A 24444-nucleotide genomic window follows, 5' to 3' on the forward strand; every position below is an offset into this window, starting at 1 on the left:
TCCAAAAAACAATACTGGAAAATGTCTCACACTCCCAAAAGCAATCATTGAAACATAAATTTTAAATACATTATAATTAATATTAATTATGGAGGGTTCATGATAGAAGTACAAAATTTATCTAAAATTTTTAGTGATAAAAAATTATTCGAGAATGTAAATATAAAATTTTTAGAAGGTAACACTTATGGAATCATCGGTGCTAACGGAGCAGGTAAGAGTACTTTTCTTAAAATTTTATCAGGTGAAATTGAGGCAAGTGCAGGACAAATCATTATAGAAAAAAATAGAAGAATTTCTGTACTATCGCAAAATCATAATGCTTACGATGAAATGGATGTTACAGAAGTAGTTATTACTGGAAATAATGAGCTTTATGCAATTAAGGAACGTAAGGATGCGATTTATAACAATCCTGAAGCTACTATGGAAGATTATACTTTAGCTGGTGAGCTTGAAGAGAAGTTTGGTGAACTAGGTGGTTGAACTGCTGAGAATGATGCTCAAGAACTTCTTGCAAATCTTTCAATCCCTTCTGAAAAATGACATGTAAAAATGAAAGAATTAACGGCCAACCAAAAAATTAAAGTACTACTTGCTAAAGCATTATTCGGCAGTCCAGATATTTTAATCATGGACGAACCAACTAACCACCTTGATCTTAAAAGTATTAAATGATTAGAAAACTTTCTAATTGATTATCCTAATGTTGTTATTGTTGTATCTCATGACTCAGATTTCCTTGATGCAATTTGTACACATATTGTTGACATTGATTATAACGAAGCTAAAATGTATACAGGAAACTATACATTCTGAAAACAAAGTAGTGAATTAGCTAGAGAGATGTTAAAACAGTCAAACGTTAAAAAAGAAGCACAAATTGAAAAACTTAAAGAATTTATTGCCCGTTTTAGTGCTAATGCTTCTAAATCCAAGCAAGCTACAAGCAGAAAAAAACTTCTTGAGAAAATCACACTAGATGAGATTAAACCTTCAAACAGAAAATATCCTTATATTAAATGAGATATGAATAGAGACCATGGTAAACAAATTTTAACTGTTGAAAATTTAACTTATGTCAATGACAAAGGTGAAACTTTATTTGAAAACGTATCTTTCTCATTAAATCCTGGTGAAAAAATGGTTGTCATTGGTGAAGATGATATTGCAAAAACAAGATTGTTACAAATTCTTGTTGGTGAATTAAAACCAACTTCAGGGACTGTAAGTTGAGGTCAAACAATTAAACATAGCTACTTTCCTAATGAGAATAGTAAATACTTCGAAAATGATGAAACTATTTTAGAGTGAATTAGTAAGTGACCAATAGAAAATTCAACTCAAGAAACTAAAGATAATAGTGATTCAAGAATGAGAGGATTCTTAGGAAGAATGCTTTTCTCAAATGATACTGTATTCAAGAAAGTTAAAGTAACTAGTGGTGGTGAAAAAGCTAGATTAATGTTTAGCAGAATGATGTTACTTGAAAGTAACTTTATCATTTTAGATCAACCACTTGATCACTTAGATGCTGAAAGTATTGACTCGGTAATTGAAGGTGTTCAAAGTTATCGTGGTGGTGCAATTTTTACAACATATAACAGAGCTTTTGTTAATCAATGTGCTAATGTAATTTTAGAATTACAAAGTCCTAAAAAAAGTTTCTTATTCAGAGGAACTCTTGAAGAATATGATGAAGCTATGGGATACTAATTTTATATAAACACAAGTCACACACTAAACTAGGACACAAAAAGTTGACAAATAAATGTCAACTTTTTTTATTGGAGGAAATATGGGAAAACATTTATCTTCCAATCATTGATTCGAACTCATCAATGATTGGAATAATGGATTATCTAGAAAGATAATCCTTGAAAAATATATTAATTTTTCTGGGCACTGAAAGTTAAAAGCCAACGGGATAAGAACTTTTTTTAGAACATTAAAATATAGAGCAAAAGTTTATAATAAAGGTATGGAATACATTTTAACAAGCAAAAAACATCCTAGTGAGATGAAGAAACGTGGAAGACCCAGAAAAGAAAATAAAGATCAAGAAATTGATTGAAGTGATTTTAAGAGAGAAGAATTGATAGAAATTGCTAAAAGATATGTTGAGATAACTAAAGACATGCCTAAAAGAGAAAAAACAAAAGAATCAAAAGCATTAACTGAAACATCAATTACTAAAATTTCTAAATTATTGAAGATTTCAAGACAATCTATTTATAATACAAGAAAAAGAGATTGTTCAACTAAAAAATGAAATTCTACAATACCTGAAAAATATAGAGAAGAGATTTTAGAAGCTAGAAGAAAACATAAAAATGCAGGCAGAACTAAATTATCAAAAATCATGCAAAATGACTTTAATATAGTATTAAATGAAAGAACTTTAGGGAGATTTCTTAGCAAAAACAACTTAAATTCAGAAATAAGAAAACGTAGAAGAACAAAAGAAATAAAAGATATTAATTACATAGGAGAAGACTTAGTTAAAAGAGATTATAACGATTCTCAAAATCTCAATATTAAGTGTACTGATATAACATACTTACCTGCTACAAAAGATGCAATCCAAAACCACGTTTATCTTTCTGTGATTATTGATCATAGATCTAAATTAGTTGAATCATTTCAACTATCTTTTTACAATGATCTTGACTTAGTTATGGATAATTTAAATAAAAATAATTTCAATAATAAAACTTTTATAGTTCATTCGGACCATGGATTTCAATATACAAACGAAAGATTTATAGATAAAGTCAAATCATTGAATGGAAGAACTTCATACTCAAGAATTGGTAATAGTCTGGATAATAGAGAAGCAGAATATTGGTTCTCGGTGTTGAAAACTGAATTCATTAGAGATTTGAATGTAAGAAATTTAACGTTAAAAATGTTAAATGATGAAATAAAAAAATTCATAAATTATTATAATAATGAAAGAATACAATCAAATTTAAATTGAAAAACACCAAAGCAATTTGCAATGATGTCTTAAAATATTTTTTTGTCAACTTTCGTTGTCCTAGTTTACTATTTTCGTTTAATGCTTTATCGATTAAATTTTCTAAACGGTCAGCTAAAATTTCAGATGTGTTTGCATCAATGTTTTCAAGTTTACTAATTTTGTTTAGTAGTCCCTCAATTTGACTTTTTAGATCTTCTGAAATTTTAAAATTAGGATCTTTTAATAATCCATTTGCATTAATTACAGCTTTGTCAAGTCTTGAATTAATTAAAGTTTGTTCATTATAAAGATCTTTTAATGTATTTTCTAATTGATCGACAAGAGCTAATTTATCTTCTTTGCTTTTAGCTTGTTTAATTCTTTGATCATAGTCTTGAATTATTGATGAAGCTCTATTTCTTATTGCATCATCTTTAAATAGTTTCTTTAAGTCGTTTATTGATTGCTCAGGATCTTGTTCATTTTTAATGGTAACTCTAATTTTTGCAAAAGCTAGTAAATACCCCGAATCATTTAACATTTTTAAAATTTGATCAGCAGATAATGATGAATTTTTGTCAATAACTGAATTAAATTCATTAAGTTTTTTAAATAACTCATCCGAAACATTTTCTGACCCATTTTCTGTAATAAATTTCAATATTTCATCACGTTTATTTTTTAATTCGTCAATTGGGTTATTAAATTTAATATCACTTTTTTCAGAATTTTTAACTCTTAACAATGCTGTAAAAACACCTGTACCAATCGCAACTCCGGTCGCAACTCCAGCAGTAGCAGATAATGTTACTATAGCAATTTTTTTATTCTTTTTGTTTTTAATTTCCTTCATAATATTAACCTTTCAGAAGTAAAAAATTTTTTTCTTCCTTATATATATTTACTTTTATATAATATATAGTTATATATACCAATATTATACTTTTAAAATTCAAAAAAATTCAATTCTTGAAAATATTATGGAAGTCTTTTTAATAGGGATTTAACGAAAAATTAATAGAAAATTTTTTAGAAAAAACTTAAAAAATCTATAAATTTTTACCAAATTTTAAATTTTTGTTTTTTTAACTGCTGAATGAATGTTTTTATTTGTTAATTATTGAAGATTAAAATCAAATTTATATAAATTAAAAAAAATTTTAATCATTTAAACTTGATTAAATTTAATGAGTTATTTTGAAATAAACTACAATTTTAGTAATTGATTATCGTTAAAATACTAATTTTTAATGTATTTACTACAAAAATATTTGTAAGTTTGGTTGCTATATTTTTGATAATTATCACTTATTTTATTTATCCTTAATTCCCTTATGTGCTATAATAAAAAAGTTAATTTCAATACTTTGTTCAATTTAAATAATTAAGTAAAAATGTAAAGGAATAATATGAATCATTTAAATATTTTTGCATTAGGTGGTTTGGACGAAAATGGGAAAAACTGCTACATTTTAGAGTTCAATGATGAAATATATGTTATTAATTCAGGAGCTAAAATTCCAATTAATTCATCTAATGGAGTTGATACTTTGATTGCCGACTTTACTTATTTAGAAAAAAACAAACACAAAATTAAGGGTGTTTTTATTTCTGATGTTAAAAATGACAGTTTTAGTGCTTTACCTTGATTAGCAATGAAATTGTCTAAAATTAAGATCTATTCAAGTCCGTTTAACAAAATAATGATTTTAGAAAGATTAAGTAAATACTCAATTGATTTAGAAAATATTGAGGTTATTTCATTTAATAAAGAAGAGAAAGTTGGAAGTTTAGTCGTAAGACCAATAATTATTGCAGGTAGTTTACCAGGCTCAATTGGATTTGATTTTATTACCCCTGATGGTGATGTTTTATTCCTATTCAATTATGTTAAAGGGGATTTGGGAATTTATGGTAATACCAATTATGATGAAATAAAGTCAAATTTAAATAACAGAAGTGTTATTGCAATAGTATCAGATGCCGGCCGTTCAAATCATAAAGGTTACGCAATAGAAAAGATTAAACTACCAAAGAATTTAATCGAAGATTTTGAAAAAACAAATGAAAATCAAAGAATTATTGTTGGTGCATATGATGAAGAAATGGTATCGCTACATCAAATTCTTGATTTAGCAAAAGCGCATAATCGTCCAGTTATTCCATATGGAAAAACCTATGGTCAACTTTTATATCTAATTAAACAAGTAAAACCTGATTTGGAATTACCAACAATTTTAGATTATCGTTCATTGAATAAATATGATAATGCAGTTATTTTAATCACCGGTGCAGTTGAACGTCTTTATAATCGTTTTTTAAGAATCACCGATAATAAAGATGTTTTATTAAAACTTAAATCAACTGATAAAATCATTATGATGGCTCCACCAGTTAATGGGCTTGAATCATTACAAGCTATATGCCTTGATGAAATTGCTAGAATTACACCTCAAATTACCGATGCTTCAGATAAAGATTATTTCTTTCATAGACCAATCCAGAATGATATTATTGACTTAGTAGAAAAATTAAATCCTAAGTATATAATTCCAGTTCAGGGTTTATATAGACATCTAGTCGATATTTCAAATGCTTTATTGGAAAACAAAAATACTAAGAAAGTGAAATCATTGATTTTGCAAAACGGTAAAGTTGCACACTTTATTGATGGAGTATTATTTAGTCAAAACGGTAAAATTAAAAATGTTGGTGATACTATTATTGACGGATTTGATGTTGGTAATATTTCAAGTGAGGTAATCAACGAAAGAGAGCTTTTAGGTCGCGATGGACTTATTTTAGTAGCATTACATTTTAATTCAAGAACTAAAGAAATTAGTAATGATATGAAAATTGAATTTGTCGGTGTTATAGGTAAAGACGAAAAAGTTGAGACTACTAATTTTGTTAAAGAAATTATTGCTGAAGTAGTTGAAAATGAAGTGTTTAAAGGAATTAAAGATTTACAAGAAAGACTAAGAAAAGTTATACGTAAAAAAATCTTTAAGTTAACTGACAAAGAACCATTAATTGCAGTTTCATTTACAATTTTATAATCAAGAGTAGTGAAAGCTACTTTTTATTATCAAATAATGTCTATTAAAATAAATTTGTTTATAATTTAGTCATGATTAAAAATAAAAGAAAATTTGAAAATTATTCATATTTGGAAGAACAACGAAGAACTAAATTAACTTCACTTTTTAAATTATTTAAAAATAGACAAGTTTTCAACGAATTAAAAATTCCTTACGTTGAACAATTGAATGAAAATAATAAAATTCTAACTAAAAAACTTAATTTAAAATGACATATTTTAAGTTTAGTTATTATCTTTTTAGTCTTAGCTTATTCTTTAATTGCTTCAATTGTTGAAGGATGATTCTTCCTAGATCTTTATAAATATTCAATTGGAATGTACTTTGGAAATTCATTTGTAATATTTTTAATATTAGCAGCAACTTGAATAATTATAAAATTAGTGTTAAAAAATAAAAGCGAAAAAGCCTTTACTCTATTTTCTCGGATTAGAAAAGTTAATGTAATAACTCTTCAGAATGTAATTAAAAAAATATTAATTTTATTGTTTTTCATTATCACTTTAGGCGAACACATTGTCTTACATTTTATCTTTAATGCAAATTTTGAATTTAATGTAACAGCCGTAAATTTATATAAACATGGTTGATATTATATTTCAGGTTCTAATGTAAATTACCCAAATTCACTCAATAATGTTGGAATGTTGCTAGATTCAATTTACAATATTTTCTACTATATTTCTCTTTCAAGCGTTCTTCCAATTCTTATTTGACTTTTCTTACTAGCATTTCTATTTATTAATGCAATTCTAGTTGAACCAAGAAAAGTGTGAAAAGTTTATATGAGCAAAGGTAATTCGCTTGATAGTGTTAAAGAATACATGAATAGCCGTCAAAGCGTATTTGTTGTTACTAAAGGTGTACAAATGTACTTTTATACTATGATGATTATCAAAGGTTTAATTACCGATAAATTAGATACAATAAATTTTGCAGAACTTAAAATTCGCTTGATAGAAAAAACTATTAACACTAAAAAAACTAAAGCAACAATTGATCTTAAAAGTATAAGAGCTAAATTTATTAGTTTAGAAAATGAAAAAAAGAGTGATATTGACCAAATTATTATTAAAGAAAATGAATTCACTGTAAATCAAGCTATAAAGGATACAATATCTAAACAAACTAAAGAAAATAGCGAAGAAAAAGAATTTACTAATATAACCAGTGCAAAACAAGCAGCTGCACCAGTAAAAGTTAATAATTATAACAACGAAGAAGTTATCCATCAAGAAAACATGTTTGAAGATATTTATGAAGAACCAGTAAATTATAATTCTACTTACGAAGATGCATATGTAATTAAACAAGAGCAAAATAGATATAAACCTTCTTCTAGCACAAGCCAAAGTGATTCTTATGTTATAAAGCAAGAAGTAAATAATAAAAATAATTTAGCTATTGAAGATGAAGATGAATTAGAAAGAGAGAAATTATTCAAAGAACTTGATGAGTATCTAGAATCAGTTGCACCAAAAGATAAGAGGTAATTATGTTTAAGGAATTAATGTGAAATGAAGCAGAAAGCAAAATTGCTAACACTAAAGATGTAGTATTTTTTGTCGAATTTACAACAAAATGATGTAATGATTGTAAAATTATGAAACCAATAGTTAATTCACTTGCTGAACAATATAGTGAAGATTCGAATATACAATTTATTAAAATTGACGCTGAAGATTCAGAACTTTTTAGAAATTACACTAATAAATTGCAAATCTTAAAAGTTCCTACACATATGATTTTTCTAAATAATGAAATTATTAATAAAGGTTATGAATATTGGCCAAAAGAGATATTAAATTCATGAATTGAAAAGGCACTATCACTTATTGAAAAATAGATATTAATATTTATATTTTATAAAAATATTGATTTTTTCACCATTTGCTGGTGAATTTTTTTATTCTTTTAATATATAAATTGAATGCTTTAAGTACTAGATAAACCATGAAAATACATTTGACTACTCAAAAGTGAAAATTTATTTCATACTTCTTAATATTATAAAAATAAAATATAATATATAAGAATATATTTAGGAGGAATTATTTTATGAAAAATAAATTAATATTAGGAGTTTCAGGAGCATTAACAATGACTTCATTCATTGCTTTCTCTGCTGCATGTGATAACTCTAGAAAAGATGATAAAAAAGGTAGTGTATCAGTTTTTGATGTTGATTATGATATTGATGATCCATTTGTTCCGATTGCCAATAAAAATAATTCAGCTATTTCTGGTTCATATGAACAAAATACAGATCAAATTAAAATTGGTTTAACATGATCAAAAAGTGGTAACCAATACAAAATATTAGATAGTTTGGTTAAATATTACAATGCAAGTGTTAAAGAAAAAACAGATAAAGAAGTTGTAATTCACAGTTTAGGTTCTTCTTATGGAGAAGGTGGTACTAAGTTAGATCAGTTCCTTAGTGGAAAAGATAAAACAGGTTCATACAACTTAATTTTTAACTATTCACCTAATGCTGGTAAATTAGCTGAAAGAGGTATGTTACTTAACTTTAGAGATAAAGATAGCTCTGTAGATTTAGATAAATCTAATTTTGATAAAAACTTTACTGAAATTAGTAATAATGTTGAACACATTCAATACTCTAACGGGTTCTGAGTTGTACCTGGATTCAAAAGTACAAACACTTTATCAGTTAACCAACCAGTATTAGCATACATTCTTAAGAATATGGTTGCTAAAGGTGCTACTGTAGATCCAGATTTCCAAGAATTATACGATAAAATTCTTAAAGCTGGTTCATCTGATGAAGCTGGAGTTGCTGATATTTGAGGTCAACCAGTTGAAAATGCTTCAGAAATTGTAAAAGGTTATGTAATTAAATCTTCATTCTTAACACAATACCAACAAATGTTGAAATTTGCAGAAATTGCACAAAAATTATTTACAAATTCAGTTAAAGCAAACACAAGTCTTCATGTAATGGGAATTGACGATGCTGCTGGTGTGTTTAATCAATCAGTTTATTCACACAACTACGTAGCAAACATAAAAGAAGATGGATTACACAAAGTAGCAAAAGTTGATGGAATTACTCAAGTAAGTTTTGATAATATTAGTAAAAATGATGCTACAAGAAGAGCTGCTGAAGAAATATTTAACTCAGTTAAATCAGCTTTAGAGTCTAGTGGATTAAAACTTTATGGTGATGGAGCATATTCTTCAAATGACCAAGTATACCACAAGATGGCATTCTCAATTGGTTCAAGTGCCGGATATGCACACAATTATAATAATGCTACAAAACAAATTAATTTCAAAGCAAAATTAAGTACAGGTGATTCAATTGAGATACCACTTACTAAGTACAATGTATACCAATTATCAAATGAAGTATCTGCTGAGCACCAATCACAAGGTGTAAAAACATACATTTCATCATATAAAAATTTAGTTTTTGGATTTGGAGCTGACACTTCAAAAGGTACAGGATACGATTATAAATTCGCTACAAAAGAAGATAATGATTTATTCACAAAAAATCAACAATTAATTAATGCTAACAGAATTTTATTAATCACTGAAGATAATGCTACAAAAGCAAAAGAACTTGAAAAACTACTTAAATCATTCAATACTGTTGAAGGAAATAAAGCTGCATATTTAGGAAAAGTAGAAAATGTTAAAACAGCAGGTAAATTTGCGTTCTTTGTTGGATTTAACGGTGTTAATAAGAGCAAAGATGGTAACTTAACAGCGGAAGAAATTAGTGCACTTAACTCTTTAGCATCTGACGAATCTGTAAAAATTGAAGAAACATCAGGATCAAAAATTTTAAGTCAATCAGAATTATTAGTTATGCCAACACCACTAAAATGAAATGATTTATCATCTAGATCAATTGTTTATACACAAGGTCCATCAATCATTGGAATTCGTTCAACTGAAAGCGATGATAAACAAACTAAAAAATTCGTTAAATGACTTTTAACTTCTACTGATAAAATTAAATTAGAAAATAATGATTTTAGAGGTATATCTGCAGAATTCTTAGCTGCTACACATACTCCAGTTGAATTTATTCAATATGTAGCAAACTACTTTATTCCTACAAATAACTTTACTAAATTAGCTGATGATACTTTTGGAAGTAATGCTGCGTTAAATGTGTCATTACAAATGTTTAAGAAAGCTTCTCAAAATGAAGATGTATTCATTTTTGAAGAACCATGTGCAACATTATCAGATAAATTCTGATCTCAAATTGTTTCACAATTCAAAACTGTTCAAAACAAAATTGAACAAGGTAAATCAAATGAAATTAACTTTGTTAATGATTTCGTAAATCAATTAAACCCAAGACAATAAAACGTATAAAAATATAATTTCTAAGGAAATTGTATTTTTATAAAGCTAAGAAAATTTATTAATTATGATTTTTAATAAAAAAAGTAAATTGTTATTTTTAACATCAAGCTTACCTTTATCACTATCTTTTATTGCTTTATCCGCATCTTGTGATTCAGAAAGTGATGTGATAAAACCAGCAAAAGTTGTGTTAAATACTGATAGAACTGGCACATTAGCTACATTGAGGGATGAAAATAACAAAAGATTCACTAAGCAAGAAATTCAAAATTTAATTGATAAGAAATTAAGAAATATCGTTGAAAAACACGTTAAAAACATACAAAGTAATAAAATATTTGACTCATCAAGCTCATTTGATTTCAAAGATAAATTAGGTTATCCATTAAAAGAGATATGACCAAATATCCAATTCGAATTTTCTGGGTTAGACCTTAAATTAAGTCAACCTGGAGAACTATATTTAGTTGTCTCAAGCGAAATGAGTTATCCGGATACTGAAACAATCGAAAACTTCAATAAAAATACCAAAGAATTAAAGAATGTTAAACAATTATTAAACTTGCAAATCGTCTTTAGAAGTGGACAAAAAGTTGTGACCATCGAAAATACTGATTTTACAGTTGAAATTTCAAGGGATAAATCATTTAATTCAATTGCTGAATTAGAACAAACTGCTTTAGGTCAAGAAAAGTTCAAACCAGTTAATATAAATTGAGAAAGCGAAACATTCAAACCATTAATCATGAAAGGTACAATTGTGGCTATTTCCGATGGAGATACAGCTACAATCAGGCTAACAGAAATACCTGAAAAGTTTCAAGAACAATATTCAGTTGGTTCTGAATATAGAGTTAGAATTGCCGCTATAGACACACCTGAAAAAGCTATAGGTTCAGGAGGCAATTCAATTAAATCAAAACCTTTTGAATATACTTTTGCTGAATGATCAACTAAATTTGCCGAAGAAAACTTAATGGGACAAGAAGTAATTTTCTGATCTAACGGTGAAGAAGATGCATACAAAAGACTTGTAGGAGACTTCTTTATCAATAAAAAAAGTGAACCCAATGGTAATTACCAATATTCTTACTCAGCAGAGATTGTAAGAGCTGGATTAACATTACCATATGATATAAACACAATTTTATTCAAATCAATATATCAAAGTGATAAAACCTCATATAAAACTAACATTTATCCAATAATTGCTGAAGCTGCTGAAGAAGCATATATAAATCAAAATGGTTTCTATAAATTGGTTGAATCACCTTTTGGAATACAAAAAACTATATATAAAAATAAAGAAAATTCAGGTTGAGAGTTATTCTTCCGTCGTTCAGTTTACACTAATCGTGGAGATCTATATAAAATCAACCCGACATTAACATTTAGCATCCTAGATTGAATTAAAGAATTAGAAAATAATAAGGAAAATTAATAATGGAAAAACAAAATAACATAAAAAATAAGTACTCAATGACACTTTTAACAGAAGAACAAATTAAAATTATTGAGGAACTTTCTAATGAATCAGATAATAGAGATCAAAGTGAAATTCCTGCAATAGAACTTAAAAACTTATATATAGATTTTGGTGAAACATTGGCTGTTGATGATGTTAGTTTTAAAATTCCTGAAGGTAAGTTAGTAACTCTTCTTGGACCATCTGGTTCTGGTAAATCAACAACATTGAATGCCATAGCTGGACTTCTTACACCAACATCGGGTAAAATTTTATTCAGAGGTAAAGATGTAACGAGTTTTTCACCTCAAAAAAGAAAACTTGGATTTGTGTTCCAAAACTATGCTCTTTATCCACACATGTCAGTTTATGCAAATATCGCTTTTCCTTTAAAGAATGATGCTGCTTGAAAAAATAACGTAATATTCAAAAAGAATTTAGCTAAAAATAGAATTATGGAAATTTATCTTAGAAAACTTGGTGCAACTAATGAAGAAATTGAAGAACTTCACGTTGCACACAAATGAACTAAGACAATTTCTGAAGAACTTACATTTAGATTGAATAATATTAACGCTAAATTATCAAGTGATGTTGAGGTTGCTCAAAGTAGATATAAATTAGTATCAGTTCATGAAAATTCTGAGCTATCAAAATTAGCTAAAGATATTCTTAAAAATCAATCATTAACTAAAAAAGAAACTAAACAAAAAATTAGATTAGTAAAAGAAAAATTCAAAGAAAATAAAAATTCTGGTCTAGTTCAATCTAATTTAACTCATTCTGAGGTTTTACAAAGTATTGATAAAGAATTATTCAAATTTAATCCAACCAAAAATATCGAAGAAATTCAAGATCAAATTGCCAAAATTCAGTCAGCAATATTATCACTTACATCAGTTCAATTTGATGATTTACTTCTTTCAGAGAGAATTAAAGTTATCAAAGCTGAAGATAAGCTTATTTCATTAGTTATGAAATATAAATACCAAATTAATTCTTTAAAAATTAGAGAAAAATATAAAGAAGAAAAAATAAAAGAAAAAGAAAATTATGAAAAAGCTAAAGAGGATTACAAATTAGCATATTCAGAAAATGAAGAGCTTAAAACATTGAAATCTTATGACAAAACCTTAGCTAAACTAGTAAAGAATAATTATAACCACATTAAAAAAACCTTATTATCAAAATATCCAACATTAGACAAAGTTATGAAGGAAGATGCTTCACAAGGTCGTAAAATGTTAGATATTAAAGAAAAAGAAGCAATTAAAGAATTAACAAAAGACATTATTTCTATTCGTCAAGCTATCCATAATGAAGTTATGGAAGTTGCTAAACGTGTTGAAATAATTCCTATTCTTCAAAAGAAACCTACCCGTTTATCAGGTGGTCAACAACAACGTGTTTCTATTGCACGTGCAATTGTTAAAAAACCACAGATTCTATTAATGGATGAACCTCTTTCAAACTTAGATGCTAAGTTACGTATCTCTACACGTCAATGAATTCGTGAAATTCAACAATCTCTTGGAATTACTACAGTGTTTGTTACTCACGATCAAGAAGAAGCTATGAGTATTAGTGATATTGTTATCTGTATGTCGATGGCTAGAGTACAACAAATGGGTTCACCAATGGAACTTTACAACAAACCTAAAAATCAATTCGTTGCTAGATTCTTAGGTATGCCTGAAATGGGTCTTTTCCCTGCTAAATATGAAAAAGGAAAGATCTTTATCGATCAGACAGTAATATCAAATATTAATATTAAAGATAAAGAAACTGCACAACTAAATGTTGGTGTGCGTTCAGAAGATTTTGAAATAGTTAAAACAAAAGCAACAGCAGACTTTACAGGAATTGTTAAAGTTGTTGAAAACTTCGGAAAAGAAAGTAAATTGATTGTAGAAATTCCTAATATTGGAAAAATTAATTTCCTTCTAGATAATAAAATGCATTATGAATTAGGACAAGAAATTTTCTTTAATCTTCCAAAAAATAGACTTCACATCTTTGATGCTATAACTGAAGAGAGATTAGAATATGAAGTTAAAAAGTAACTCCACTTATGCTAGAATCGGTGAAAAAGTTAAACCATTATTTAACTGATCCGTTAGAAAGCAATCAGTTTCAAAATCAAATTTATCAACAACAGTATTAGATAAAAGGACACCATTTTATGTACCTTTTATACTATTACTACCTGCTTTAATATTAATTTCAATGTTTACAATTGTTCCGATGATCTATAACATAATAAATTCATTTTCGGACAGTGTTACATTAAAATTTACCCTTAAAAACTATATTGAAACATTTACATCATTAGAATATGCTATAGGATTTAGAAACTCATTTATTTATGGAATTTTAGTATTACCATTTGTTTTGATGATATCTTTAGTAGTTTCATCTGTTATAGCTAAACTTTATAGAAAATGAGCTAGAGGATTCTGACAAACAGTATTCTTCATGCCATATATTACTAACGGTGTTGCCATCTCACTTACATTTATTCAAGTATTCGAACAAAAAGGTGTTCTTAACCAAATTATCGGTACAGATATAGCTTGATTAAAAGAAGGTTCACAAGATGGTTTCCATGCAGTTGTTGCATTAATTATTAATGGTGTATGAGGTGGTCTAGCATTTAACATTCTTATATTTACCACAGCTATGCTTTCGGTCGATAAGAATTTATACCACTCAGCTTCAATTGATGGAACTGGAGGAGTTAAACAATTTTTCTCAATCACATTACCATCAATTAAATCAACAATTAATTTCCTAATAACACTGGGAATAATCGGAGGGATTAAAGTCTTCCCACTTGCATTGTTTGAGAATAAACCTACAGACGCTATTGCTAACGGTGCTTCTACATTGATGTTATACATCTTCCAAAAAACTAAAGAAGGAAACTTATATCTTTCAGGTGCATCAAGTATAGCATTATTCGTCATAGGAGTTACATTCTCTTCAATTATTCGTGGAGGATTCTTTGCGGCACAAACTACATTAAATTACTTAGGAGAAAGAAATGTTTGAGTTAAAGTTGAAATGACAAAATCTACTCATAAAGAGACGCTTAAGAAAAAATAAAGAAAGAGTAAGCGGTCAAGTTAGAGAAAGCTCACTTTTTAATGTCGCAACAATTTCACTCCTTAAATTATTATTATTATGTTTATTCGGGGTAATGATCTTATTCCCATTCTTCTTGATGATTTCGTTTTCATTTTTCTCATGAAAAGAAGCAGAAAACTTATCTAACAACTTCAGAATTTTACCTTCGTTTGAACCATCATATTTCAAAGTTGATAATAAAGACGTATTATTAACATGAAGTGAAGGAATAAAATTTAACTATATTTCAGCGATGAGTAACGAAGGATATTGAATCGCTGTTTCACTCACAAGTCTTAACGTATTACTTTCAGTTGTTTTAAAAGTGTTTATAACAATTTTAATGGGTTATGCATTCTCACTTAGAAGTTGAAGAGGTAAAGAATTTGTTTGATTCTGTGCCTTAGCTCTTCTGGTTTTACCTGAGGTTGCACTTCTTTCTGGACAATATAAAGTTGTTCGTGATACTCACATGAATGAAACCACAATAGGATTCTTATTCACAATTGCTTTACCGTTTGTTGCTTCTATCTTTAATGCAACAATGTACAAAAATGCTTTCGAATCAATTCCTGGAAGAATTAAAGAAGTTGCTCTAGTTGACGGTGCTGTTGGTGCTAAATATTTATTCAAAATAGCCATTCCAATGGTAACACCAACTACTTGAACAATTATTATTCTTACAGCAATCGCTTCATGAAATACTTATTTATGAGCTTCAATAGTTGTTTTTGGAGACGCTGACAGTCTTAAGGTTGTATCTGTTTGATTATTCAAAGCTGGTTTAGTACACTACGGTGATGAACAAATTACACTTCAATCTGTTAAAATGGCAGGAGCAATTCTTGTTAACGTTCCAATGTTTCTTGCTTACTTTATTTTTAGAAAAAGAATTATGAATGCAGTTTCTAGACAAGGTTCAACAATTAAAGGATAAAATATGAAAAATTATAAAGTTAAAATTATTATCTGAAGTGTTGTATTACTAGTATGTTTAGTAGCTATTATTCTTCTTTCTATAAGTATTCATCAATTAAAATCTACAATGGATTTATTCAATGTTGTAGAATTGGATAAAAAAATTCAAGATACATATAAACTAATTAGATCATATTGTATAGGGGGGTTAGCATTCGCATTGATTCTATTTGTATTATCAAGTATTATTACATATGCTGGATTCAAATCTTGAAGATATGTCGAAATGTTTGGTTAAGATGAAAAGAAAAATTAATAAATTTTGATTTTTACTAGGAGCAATTTCAGTTTCTTCAACACCTATTATTGCAAGCTCATGTGTCTATGAGAATCATCCATCTGTAATTTATGCAAAAGAATTTGTAAATTCAAATTACTGAAAAAATAATAAAGAGAAAATTGAGAAAAAAGTTTCTCCATTGCTTGTTAATGAACAAATCAAAATGTTTTATAACAAGATGATTAACGAAATTAAATTGCAAGCTACATTTAATAGTTATGATATCTTCACTCCTGAAAACCAAATAGAAATTGATGTAACTGGAATGAGCGAAGAACAAATTCAATCATTATTACATTCAATTGATTTAGTTGTGAAAGCGGTTCTTGAAGATACACCATTCTATTCACTTTATTTAATGAGTAAAAATTCTATTCTAAAACATGAACTAAATAAAGTTATTTTTAACTATAAAAAAGGAGAAGCTCTTTATAACTATATATTAGCATCAGATTTTCTACACTTATTAAAACAATATAAATATTCATCTGATAAAAGTATCGCTAATGTATATAAAAATATAGTGTTTGATTACTTTAAAAATAAACCATTTTCTTTTGCTGCATTTAGTCCATATTATAATGAATATAAACAAGAAATGTTGGTAACTTACTCGATGGTTACAGGATTTGGTCCAGTATACATACTAAGAAATACTGATAAAATTGGTAATAGTTCAGATGAAACAAAAGTATTTGCTCAAGAACTTGCTAATAGCACTGAGTTATCTGAAGAATTTATGAACTCACCAGTTGAATTTGTTGAAGAACATCCTGATTTACTTTACTATGATAGTTATCATGGAGAAATTTCTAGAGTTAAAGCCGGTAAGTCATTATACAAAAAAGATAGATCAGATAAAATGATTAATGAAACTCTTGTAGAAATTGAAGAAATAACAAAAATTGCCCAAAAATATAGAGAACTTAAAGCCGTTAATAACTTAGAAGAAGCTCAAAAAATCAAAACAGAAATGTTTAACTATATCAACAATAGTAAGTATTTAAAATCATCATATAAAAAGCAAATTGAATATGTTAAGGCTAAAAAGTCAGAAACTATTTCAAACATATATCATTACGTAGAAATTTATGCTCTTTCATTATTCTTATTAGGATATGAAAATATTGAACTTATTTCTCTTAACTGACCTGAAGGAATAGAACAAAATAATTTTAATAAAACAAATTTAAGATATTTCGTACTTAAAATAACTGATTCTAACGGTCAAACTAAGTATCTTGATCCTTATAGAGATTATATGAAATATACTGAAGATAAAAACTATGAATACGGTAAGGTTTATGATAACATACCTGAAGGATTCACGATTTCTGAAGAATTTAAATAATATAAAAAACTTACAAGCTTTTGAAGCTTGTATTTTTATTTTCTTTAAAAAAATAACCGATGTGGTAGAATTAATAAGCACAAAAAAGTTTTTATGGTATAATTGCTAAGCAATGGCACCATAGCCAAATGGCCAAGGCATGAGTCTGCAAAACTTTGATTACGGGTTCGAATCCCGTTGGTGCCTCCAGTGCGCTCGTAGCTCAACTGGACAGAGTGTTAGGTTACGGCCCTAAAGGTTGCGGGTTCGACTCCTGCCGGGCGCGCCATATAATTTTTATTACCGATAAATCTCCTTTGGAGATTTTTTTATATAAAAAAATGCCATATTAGGCATTTCTAAGAGTAGAGTTAATGAATTTTTCTCTATTATTAAAATTTCTTCTACCTTGCTTTGAAAATGTTTTATTTGAATTAATATTAGTTTTCTTATTTTTAATTATTGGTGTTAAGTAATTTTTTACATTTAGTAAAATTTTGTCATTTTCAGCAATTTTTAAGTAGTATTTAATAATTTCATCACTAAAAAAGTATTGAAAATTATTGTACATTTTAATAACATTTGATAATTCATCTAAAATTTTATTTTTTAAACTATCTGGATATTTCATTAATTTTCCATTTGTATTAAACTCATCTCTATCAACTATTTTTAATTCTTTTTGTGGATAGCATTTAACATCAAGATCATAATCAATAAATTTAATTGTATCATCTTCAAAAATTGGTGTTGATGCTAAATTTATATATCTATAAAATCCATTTTTCTTAATTAGAATTAAACAGTTGAAATTTTGTTTTTTAGGCATAAATCAAATAACAGGCTCTTTATAAACTCAACCCGACCCATTTAATTCAGTAACTTTAGTTTTATATAAAATTAGAACTATATGTTTTTCATTGTTGTAAATGATTTTAGCTTGATTCCATTGTCTATATAAAAGGCCGTTAAATTTATACGCTTGTACTTTAAGAATAGTACCTACTCTTAAATCATTTATTTTTACATGCATTTTAACATCCTTTAATAGTTAAAGATTTTAACATTTGTACTTAAATCTTTATCATCTAAATTTGTTTTATTTTTTATTATTATATAACTATTTTCTTTCTTGAGGTTATAAACTTCTACGGCAACGTCTCTATTTTCTGGTAAAGTAATTACATCATCCACTATTTCATCATTTTGCAATTTTCCATCATTATTTTTATCTAATCAATAGTGAATCACTGAAGAATTTTTAATTTTAGAAGTATCAACAAATTCTTTTGTTATATAAGATTTAAATTCTTCTGAGAGTTTAACATCAGTTGGACTTAAATTAAAATATCTATCATTGTTGCTCTTATCAAATATAGAACCACTATAACCTTGAAATCTAAAGATTTCATGTGTGTCAAATTCAGCCAATATGTATGGATTTTTAGAATCAGTAGATTCAAAAACAAAACCTTTATATTGCGAATCAGTTGGTAAATAACCAACTAATCTAATTTTTTTAGTCTCTTCAGGTTGTATAGCAACAGTATCATCATAGGGATTGATTTTATTAGTATTATTTTTAGCAACATTAATTACTTGAGAAATGGTTTTTCCATAACCCATTGTTTCAAGTAATAATTTATAAAATTGTTTTGCCTTTTCTTTATTAGTTTGTAAGTAATTTTGATAAACAACTGAAATTTTATCATTAGTGTTAAATCAATTACTTCCAGCATATTTAACAACGGGATTTAAAATAGTTTTAGAATAATCTACATAAAGAGAATTAGGAGTAAAATCATTATAATAACTACCATTTTGGTATATCAATGATTCTAAACCATATCAATTACTTCTATAGATCACATTTTCAAATGTTGATGAATCTTTGATAACAGTTTCCTCATAAGGGAAATAATATGGAATGAAAAAATATTTAGTTAATTCTCTAGGAATTAATTCATCTATTGAGTAGTAATATTTAATTTCCTCAGTGCTAATATCAAATAAATATCCATCTGACTTCTTGTGAGATATTTGAGATACAAAATAATTTTTATTTGGATATACACTACTTGGGCCACCATTTGCTATATTCCACAAATCATTTAGACTTAAATTACTGAATAGACTTTGTTTGTTATTAACTGTTGGATACTTTTTTGTAGAGTTATATCCAAGTTGTTCCTTGAAATTATTAACAAAATTCTTATTTCATGCTGATGTCTGATAACCTTCATCACTTTTAGAACTAATTAGTAAGGTATTTTTATTTAACTCACTATTCTTTGAGTCAATTCCCACTTCAGCATAAGTTTTTGCTCAATAATGGAGATATTCATGAAAAATGGTTGGAATTATATTTTGAACTTTTGTTTCAATATCATAACCATTTTCACTCAAAAAATTAGCATTAATGTAAATAGTATTAACATTAGAAATAAATAGTCCTCTTACTTTATCATCAACAATATTAAAGTCATTAATATGTATAGCATTTAAATTAAAAACTTCAGGTCCAAATGGTACCTTATTCTTAAATTCTCTTGCCAAGTATTTCAATCCCTCTTCCCCTAGAAGAAATCTAGGTCCATTTTTATCCTCATAATAAGCAAAATCGACAAATTTGATTTTTGTATATGGATCAATATATTCAATAACTTTATTTGATTGAATTTGTTTATCATACTTAAATTTAGTGGTTTTAATTTCACCATTACTATCATTAAATATTAAGCTTTCGCTTAAGTAATCTTCAGTGTTTTTATGATTATTATCAAAGATAGGTTTTTTAATTAACTCAGAATCTATATCATAGTTATCTTTTTTATTAACATTTACATTAATCGAAGGTTTCTTTTTATTTGCTAAATCATAAGTAATGAATTTAGCTAAACTAAAACTTATTAATACAATTGATGCACCAATTAAAGTTCCGATTAAAGTTCATAAAATGACTTTCTTACTCTTTTTCATGAAAATATTATAACCTCATTTTTATTAATTAAGCTTATTCTTGTTAAGTAATATTTATTGAACATTAAAAACAAAGAAATAATGTGGAAAAACATGAAAATATAAAATTTTTACACATATTGATTTAAAATTTAAATGTAAAGATATTTATTCGGAGGTTTTATGTACAAATACAAAGCAATTTTAGTTTCATCAAGAGAAAAAGTAGCAGAAGCTAACACACTCATGGAACTTGAAGGACAAATAAAATCTTTTAGAAGAGGACAAAAGAGAGGTGAACATACAAGAGCAAACGAAAAAATTGAAATAATTCACACTGAAAGAAATAATTTAGAAGGTAAGAGAAAATCTAAAGAAGAATTAATTAAAATTGTGTAAAAATATATTAATTAAGTAGCGATTGCTACTTTTATTGTACAATTGTTTCTATGAGAATTAGAAACAATCCTAAAGCAACAGTTATCTTAGACAATTGCGAATTTGTTATTAAAAATTTTCCATTTACAATTAAAGAAGACGATGTTTTAGAAATTGGAGCAGGTAAAGGTGAAATGATTTGCAAACTTGCTCAGTTAAATCCAAACATTCGTTATATTGCATTTGAGAAATTTGAAACAATTGCAGCAATGATAGTTAAAAAAATTAATGAATTAGAGTTAAAAAACCTTTATGTAATTTGTAAAGATGCAGCTACAATAAATGAACTAATAAAAGGTCAAACTAATAATATTTGATTAACTTTTAGTGATCCATGACCTAAAAAAAGACATGCAAAGCGCAGATTAACTAATAGAGAATTCTTAAAACAATATCAAGAATTATTAACTAAAAATGGATTGCTAAAGTTCAAAACAGATAATGATAAATTATTTGAATATTCTATTGAAGAGTTTAATGATCAAAAATGAGATATCATAAATATAACTAATGACTTACACAATTCAGAATTTAATTTAAATAATATAAGAACAGGATATGAGCAAAAGTTCGCCTCTATTGGAAAAAATATTAATTACTTAGAAGCGAAAAAACCTAATAAAATCTAACTGAATAATTCAGTTTTTTTATTGCATTTTTGTGCTGTAATTTTGTGTATGTAATTTAAAAAAATAAGGAAAATGGTAAAATTTAATATATTATATATATTAAATAATCTAAGGTGGTTTTTATGGCTGAGAAAGAAAAAATAATCTACTTGAAAAAGAATTAGAAGTTAAAGAACAAGAATTGGAATTTATAACTGATGATGATTTCGAGGACGAAGAAGAATCAATAGTATTTAAGAAAAAACCAAAAATAATTAAAGAGGAAGATGAAGAAGTAGTTCCCCAAAATAATGAAAATTATGTAGTGCAGTCTCAAATAATCGAAGAAAGCATTGATGGACTCCAACCAAGAGAACTTGATACTGAAATCAAAACATCATTCCTAGAATATGCCATGAGTGTTATTGTTTCAAGAGCATTACCTGATGCTAGAGATGGTTTAAAACCTGTTCATAGACGTATATTATACGATATGTCAGAATTAGGTATTACCCATAATACTCAGCATCGTAAAAGTGCAAGAATTGTAGGGGATGTTTTAGGGAAATATCACCCTCATGGTGACACTTCCGTTTATGAAGCAATGGTTCGTTTAGCACAAGATTTTAGTATGAGATATCCACTTGTTGATGGACATGGAAACTTTGGTTCTATAGATGGTGATGGCGCTGCTGCTATGCGTTATACTGAAGCTAGACTAAGTAAAGTTGCTTCTTTAATGCTTGAAGGAATTAAAAAAGATACTGTTGACTTCGTGGATAACTATGACGCCACTGAAAAAGAACCTACAGTTCTACCTTCTAAATTCCCAAACCTTTTAGTTAGTGGTGTTTCTGGTATTGCCGTTGGTTTAGCAACAGAAATTCCACCTCACAATTTAAGTGAAACTATTGATGCGACTATTGCACTTGCTAAAAATCCAGAATTAAATACTCTTGAATTAATGCAATATATTAAAGGACCAGATTTCCCAACTGGTGCAACAATTTTAGATATTGATGCTATTTATAGTGCTTATGATACAGGTCGTGGTTCAATTCCGATGAGAAGTAATTGTGAAATAGAAGAATTCACTAGTGGTAAGTCAAGAATTATTGTAACTGAAATTCCGTATGGAATTAGAAAAACAACAATAATAGAAAAAATTGCAAAACTTCATAAAGAAAATGTAATTCAAGGTATTAGTGAAATAAGAGATGAATCTAACAGAGAAGGTATTAGATTAATAATTGAAATCAAAAAAGGATTTAATCCTAATATTGTTCTTAATATGCTTTACACAAAATCTGTTTTACAATCTAATTTTAATGTTAATATGGTTGCTTTGGTTGAAGGTGAACCAAGAACAATTACATTAAAAGAAGCATTAGAGATTTACTTGAAACATCAAAAAGATGTTACAACTAGAGGTCTAAAATTTGATTTAAATAAAGCTGAAGATAAGTTACACATTCTTTTAGGTCTAAAAATTGCAATTCAATTTATCGATGAAGTAATTGAAATTATTAAAAAATCAAAAACTGACAGCGAAGCTCAAGAAAAATTATCAACTAAATTTGATTTAAGTGAAAGACAAACTAAAGCTATTCTTGATATGTCTCTTAGAAAATTAACTGGATTAAATGTTGAAAAGAACGATGAAGAAATCAGTGAACTTCAATCAGAAGTTGCAAGAATTAAAGAAATTCTATCAGATGAAACTAAATTGATTGATTTAATAATCAGTGAATTAGAGGAAGTTAAGAGGCTATTTGGTGACACACGTAGAACAAAAGTTGATCCTACAAGTTCAAGAAAAATTTCAAATGAATCATTAATCCCTGAGAGTGATATTGTAATCACTTTAAGTGTTAAGGGATATGTTAAAATATTGAATCTTGAAGAATACCGTGAACAAAAAAGAGGCGGAAAAGGTTCATATTCTGCTAAAACGTATGATGACGATGATATTTCATTAATTTTACAAACAAAAACTCACACTGACTTATTACTTTTTAGTAACTTCGGTAAAGTTTACAAAAAAAGAGGACATGAAATTCAAGAAGGAAACAAGCAATCTAAAGGGATTCCCTTCATTAATTTAATACCAACCTTAAGAGTTAACGAAGGTGAGAAAATCATTTCAATTCTTCCAGTCGATTCATACGAGGAGAATAAATTCTTAACTACAATTACAAAAAATGGAATTATTAAAAAAACTGATTTAACTTTATTTAGTAATATTAATCGTTCTGGTTTAAACGCTTTTAAACTTAAAGACGAAAATGATGAACTTTTAACAGCATTTATAGTGGATGAAGAATCTACAATTCTTGTTGCAAACAATACCAATAATGCAATAAGATTCAAATCTTCTGATGTTAGAGCTATGGGACGTAATGCTGTTGGAGTTAAAGCTATGAACTTAGATGATAACACTATAGTTTCAGCTTCTTCAGAAAAAGATGGTGATTATATTCTTTCGATTGGAAGTGAAGGATACGGAAAATTAACACACAAAGATGACTTTAGAATAATCAAAAGAGGCGGAAAAGGTGTAACAGCTATAAATGGTGAAAAAGCCGGAAACTTAATCTTTGCTAAATTCGTTTCAAAAGAAGACCAAGCTTTAATTATTACTAAACTTGGCTTAACAATTAGATTGAATTTGGAAAATGTTAGTGTAACTTCAAGAAACACTAAAGGTGTAAAAATCATCGACATTAAGAATAATGATGAAATTGTAAGTGTAGAAATTATAAAATCAGATGAAATTTCTGAAAACGAAATGAACTAGAATTAATTTCTAGTTTTCTTTTTTAAAATTAATAAACTTTTTATTTTAATATTT

17 protein-coding genes and 2 tRNA genes are annotated in these 24444 nt (G+C 27.2%); 17 read left to right on the top strand and 2 right to left on the bottom strand.

Features of this window, described 5'->3' with window-relative positions:
* Positions 1-99 precede the first annotated feature (99 nt).
* The 14 genes from EXC66_RS00235 (at position 100) to EXC66_RS00300 (ending at position 17878) form a co-directional block, all read left to right on the top strand.
* Entirely contained in the window at positions 100-1716 is a 1617-nt protein-coding gene (locus tag EXC66_RS00235) for an ABC-F family ATP-binding cassette domain-containing protein (protein WP_006886699.1), read from the top strand.
* An 82-nt stretch (positions 1717-1798) separates the two neighbouring features.
* Complete coding sequence (locus EXC66_RS00240; RefSeq protein WP_112579108.1) at positions 1799-3013, top strand: IS3 family transposase; 1215 nt, start codon at positions 1799-1801, stop codon at positions 3011-3013.
* 1358 nt (positions 3014-4371) lie between these two features.
* Entirely contained in the window at positions 4372-6021 is a 1650-nt protein-coding gene (locus EXC66_RS00245; protein WP_006886348.1) for an MBL fold metallo-hydrolase RNA specificity domain-containing protein, read from the top strand.
* 71 nt (positions 6022-6092) lie between these two features.
* Positions 6093-7556 (top strand): oligosaccharide repeat unit polymerase, encoded by a 1464-nt coding sequence (locus EXC66_RS00250; RefSeq protein WP_006886347.1) that lies wholly within the window; start codon positions 6093-6095, stop codon positions 7554-7556.
* Positions 7557-7558: 2 nt separating this feature from the next.
* A complete protein-coding gene (locus EXC66_RS00255; RefSeq protein ID WP_006886346.1) occupies positions 7559-7909 on the top strand; it encodes a thioredoxin family protein in 351 nt (116 codons plus the stop codon).
* A 212-nt stretch (positions 7910-8121) separates the two neighbouring features.
* Positions 8122-10410 (top strand): P68 family surface lipoprotein, encoded by a 2289-nt coding sequence (locus tag EXC66_RS00260; RefSeq protein ID WP_112579198.1) that lies wholly within the window; start codon positions 8122-8124, stop codon positions 10408-10410.
* Positions 10411-10474: 64 nt separating this feature from the next.
* Entirely contained in the window at positions 10475-11851 is a 1377-nt protein-coding gene (locus EXC66_RS00265) for a thermonuclease family protein (RefSeq protein WP_006886344.1), read from the top strand.
* A 2-nt stretch (positions 11852-11853) separates the two neighbouring features.
* Complete coding sequence (locus EXC66_RS00270; RefSeq protein ID WP_006886343.1) at positions 11854-13938, top strand: ATP-binding cassette domain-containing protein; 2085 nt, start codon at positions 11854-11856, stop codon at positions 13936-13938.
* Positions 13922-14980 (top strand): carbohydrate ABC transporter permease, encoded by a 1059-nt coding sequence (locus EXC66_RS00275; RefSeq protein ID WP_006886342.1) that lies wholly within the window; start codon positions 13922-13924, stop codon positions 14978-14980. The genes EXC66_RS00270 and EXC66_RS00275 overlap by 17 nt, the downstream gene beginning before the upstream one ends.
* Entirely contained in the window at positions 14919-15938 is a 1020-nt protein-coding gene (locus tag EXC66_RS00280) for a carbohydrate ABC transporter permease (RefSeq protein ID WP_006886341.1), read from the top strand. The genes EXC66_RS00275 and EXC66_RS00280 overlap by 62 nt, the downstream gene beginning before the upstream one ends.
* Before the next feature lie 3 nt (positions 15939-15941).
* The gene (locus EXC66_RS00285) at positions 15942-16217 is read left to right on the top strand and encodes a hypothetical protein (RefSeq protein ID WP_006886340.1); all 276 of its coding nucleotides are present in this window, start codon (positions 15942-15944) and stop codon (positions 16215-16217) included.
* 1 nt (position 16218) lies between these two features.
* On the top strand, positions 16219-17610 hold the full coding sequence (locus tag EXC66_RS00290; RefSeq protein ID WP_040544298.1) for a hypothetical protein: 1392 nt from the start codon (positions 16219-16221) through the stop codon (positions 17608-17610).
* Between the two features lie 114 nt (positions 17611-17724).
* A tRNA-Cys gene (locus EXC66_RS00295) sits at positions 17725-17799 on the top strand.
* Positions 17800-17801: 2 nt separating this feature from the next.
* Positions 17802-17878: transfer RNA gene (locus EXC66_RS00300), tRNA-Arg, on the top strand.
* Between the two features lie 60 nt (positions 17879-17938).
* Here the strand turns inward: EXC66_RS00300 and EXC66_RS00305 are convergent.
* Together EXC66_RS00305 and EXC66_RS00310 are read right to left on the bottom strand one after the other, a co-directional pair.
* The gene (locus EXC66_RS00305) at positions 17939-18622 is read right to left on the bottom strand and encodes a DUF402 domain-containing protein (protein ID WP_006886338.1); all 684 of its coding nucleotides are present in this window, start codon (positions 18620-18622) and stop codon (positions 17939-17941) included.
* 11 nt (positions 18623-18633) lie between these two features.
* Positions 18634-20568: an MYPU_1760 family metalloprotease gene (locus tag EXC66_RS00310; RefSeq protein WP_006886337.1), complete on the bottom strand. Its 1935-nt coding sequence runs from the start codon at positions 20566-20568 to the stop codon at positions 18634-18636.
* Between the two features lie 162 nt (positions 20569-20730).
* Here EXC66_RS00310 and EXC66_RS00315 point away from each other — a divergent pair, with 162 nt between their 5' ends.
* From EXC66_RS00315 to gyrA, 3 genes are all read left to right on the top strand, one after another.
* A complete protein-coding gene (locus EXC66_RS00315) occupies positions 20731-20946 on the top strand; it encodes an MAG6790 family protein (RefSeq protein WP_006886336.1) in 216 nt (71 codons plus the stop codon).
* Positions 20947-20996: 50 nt separating this feature from the next.
* Positions 20997-21614 (top strand): tRNA (guanosine(46)-N7)-methyltransferase TrmB, encoded by a 618-nt coding sequence (gene trmB, locus EXC66_RS00320; RefSeq protein ID WP_006886335.1) that lies wholly within the window; start codon positions 20997-20999, stop codon positions 21612-21614.
* A 181-nt stretch (positions 21615-21795) separates the two neighbouring features.
* A complete protein-coding gene (gene gyrA / locus EXC66_RS00325; RefSeq protein ID WP_223213199.1) occupies positions 21796-24390 on the top strand; it encodes a DNA gyrase subunit A in 2595 nt (864 codons plus the stop codon).
* Positions 24391-24444: the final 54 nt, after the last annotated feature.

This window comes from Mycoplasmopsis anatis (assembly GCF_900660655.1).
GTDB lineage: Bacteria > Bacillota_I > Bacilli_A > Mycoplasmatales > Metamycoplasmataceae > Mycoplasmopsis > Mycoplasmopsis anatis.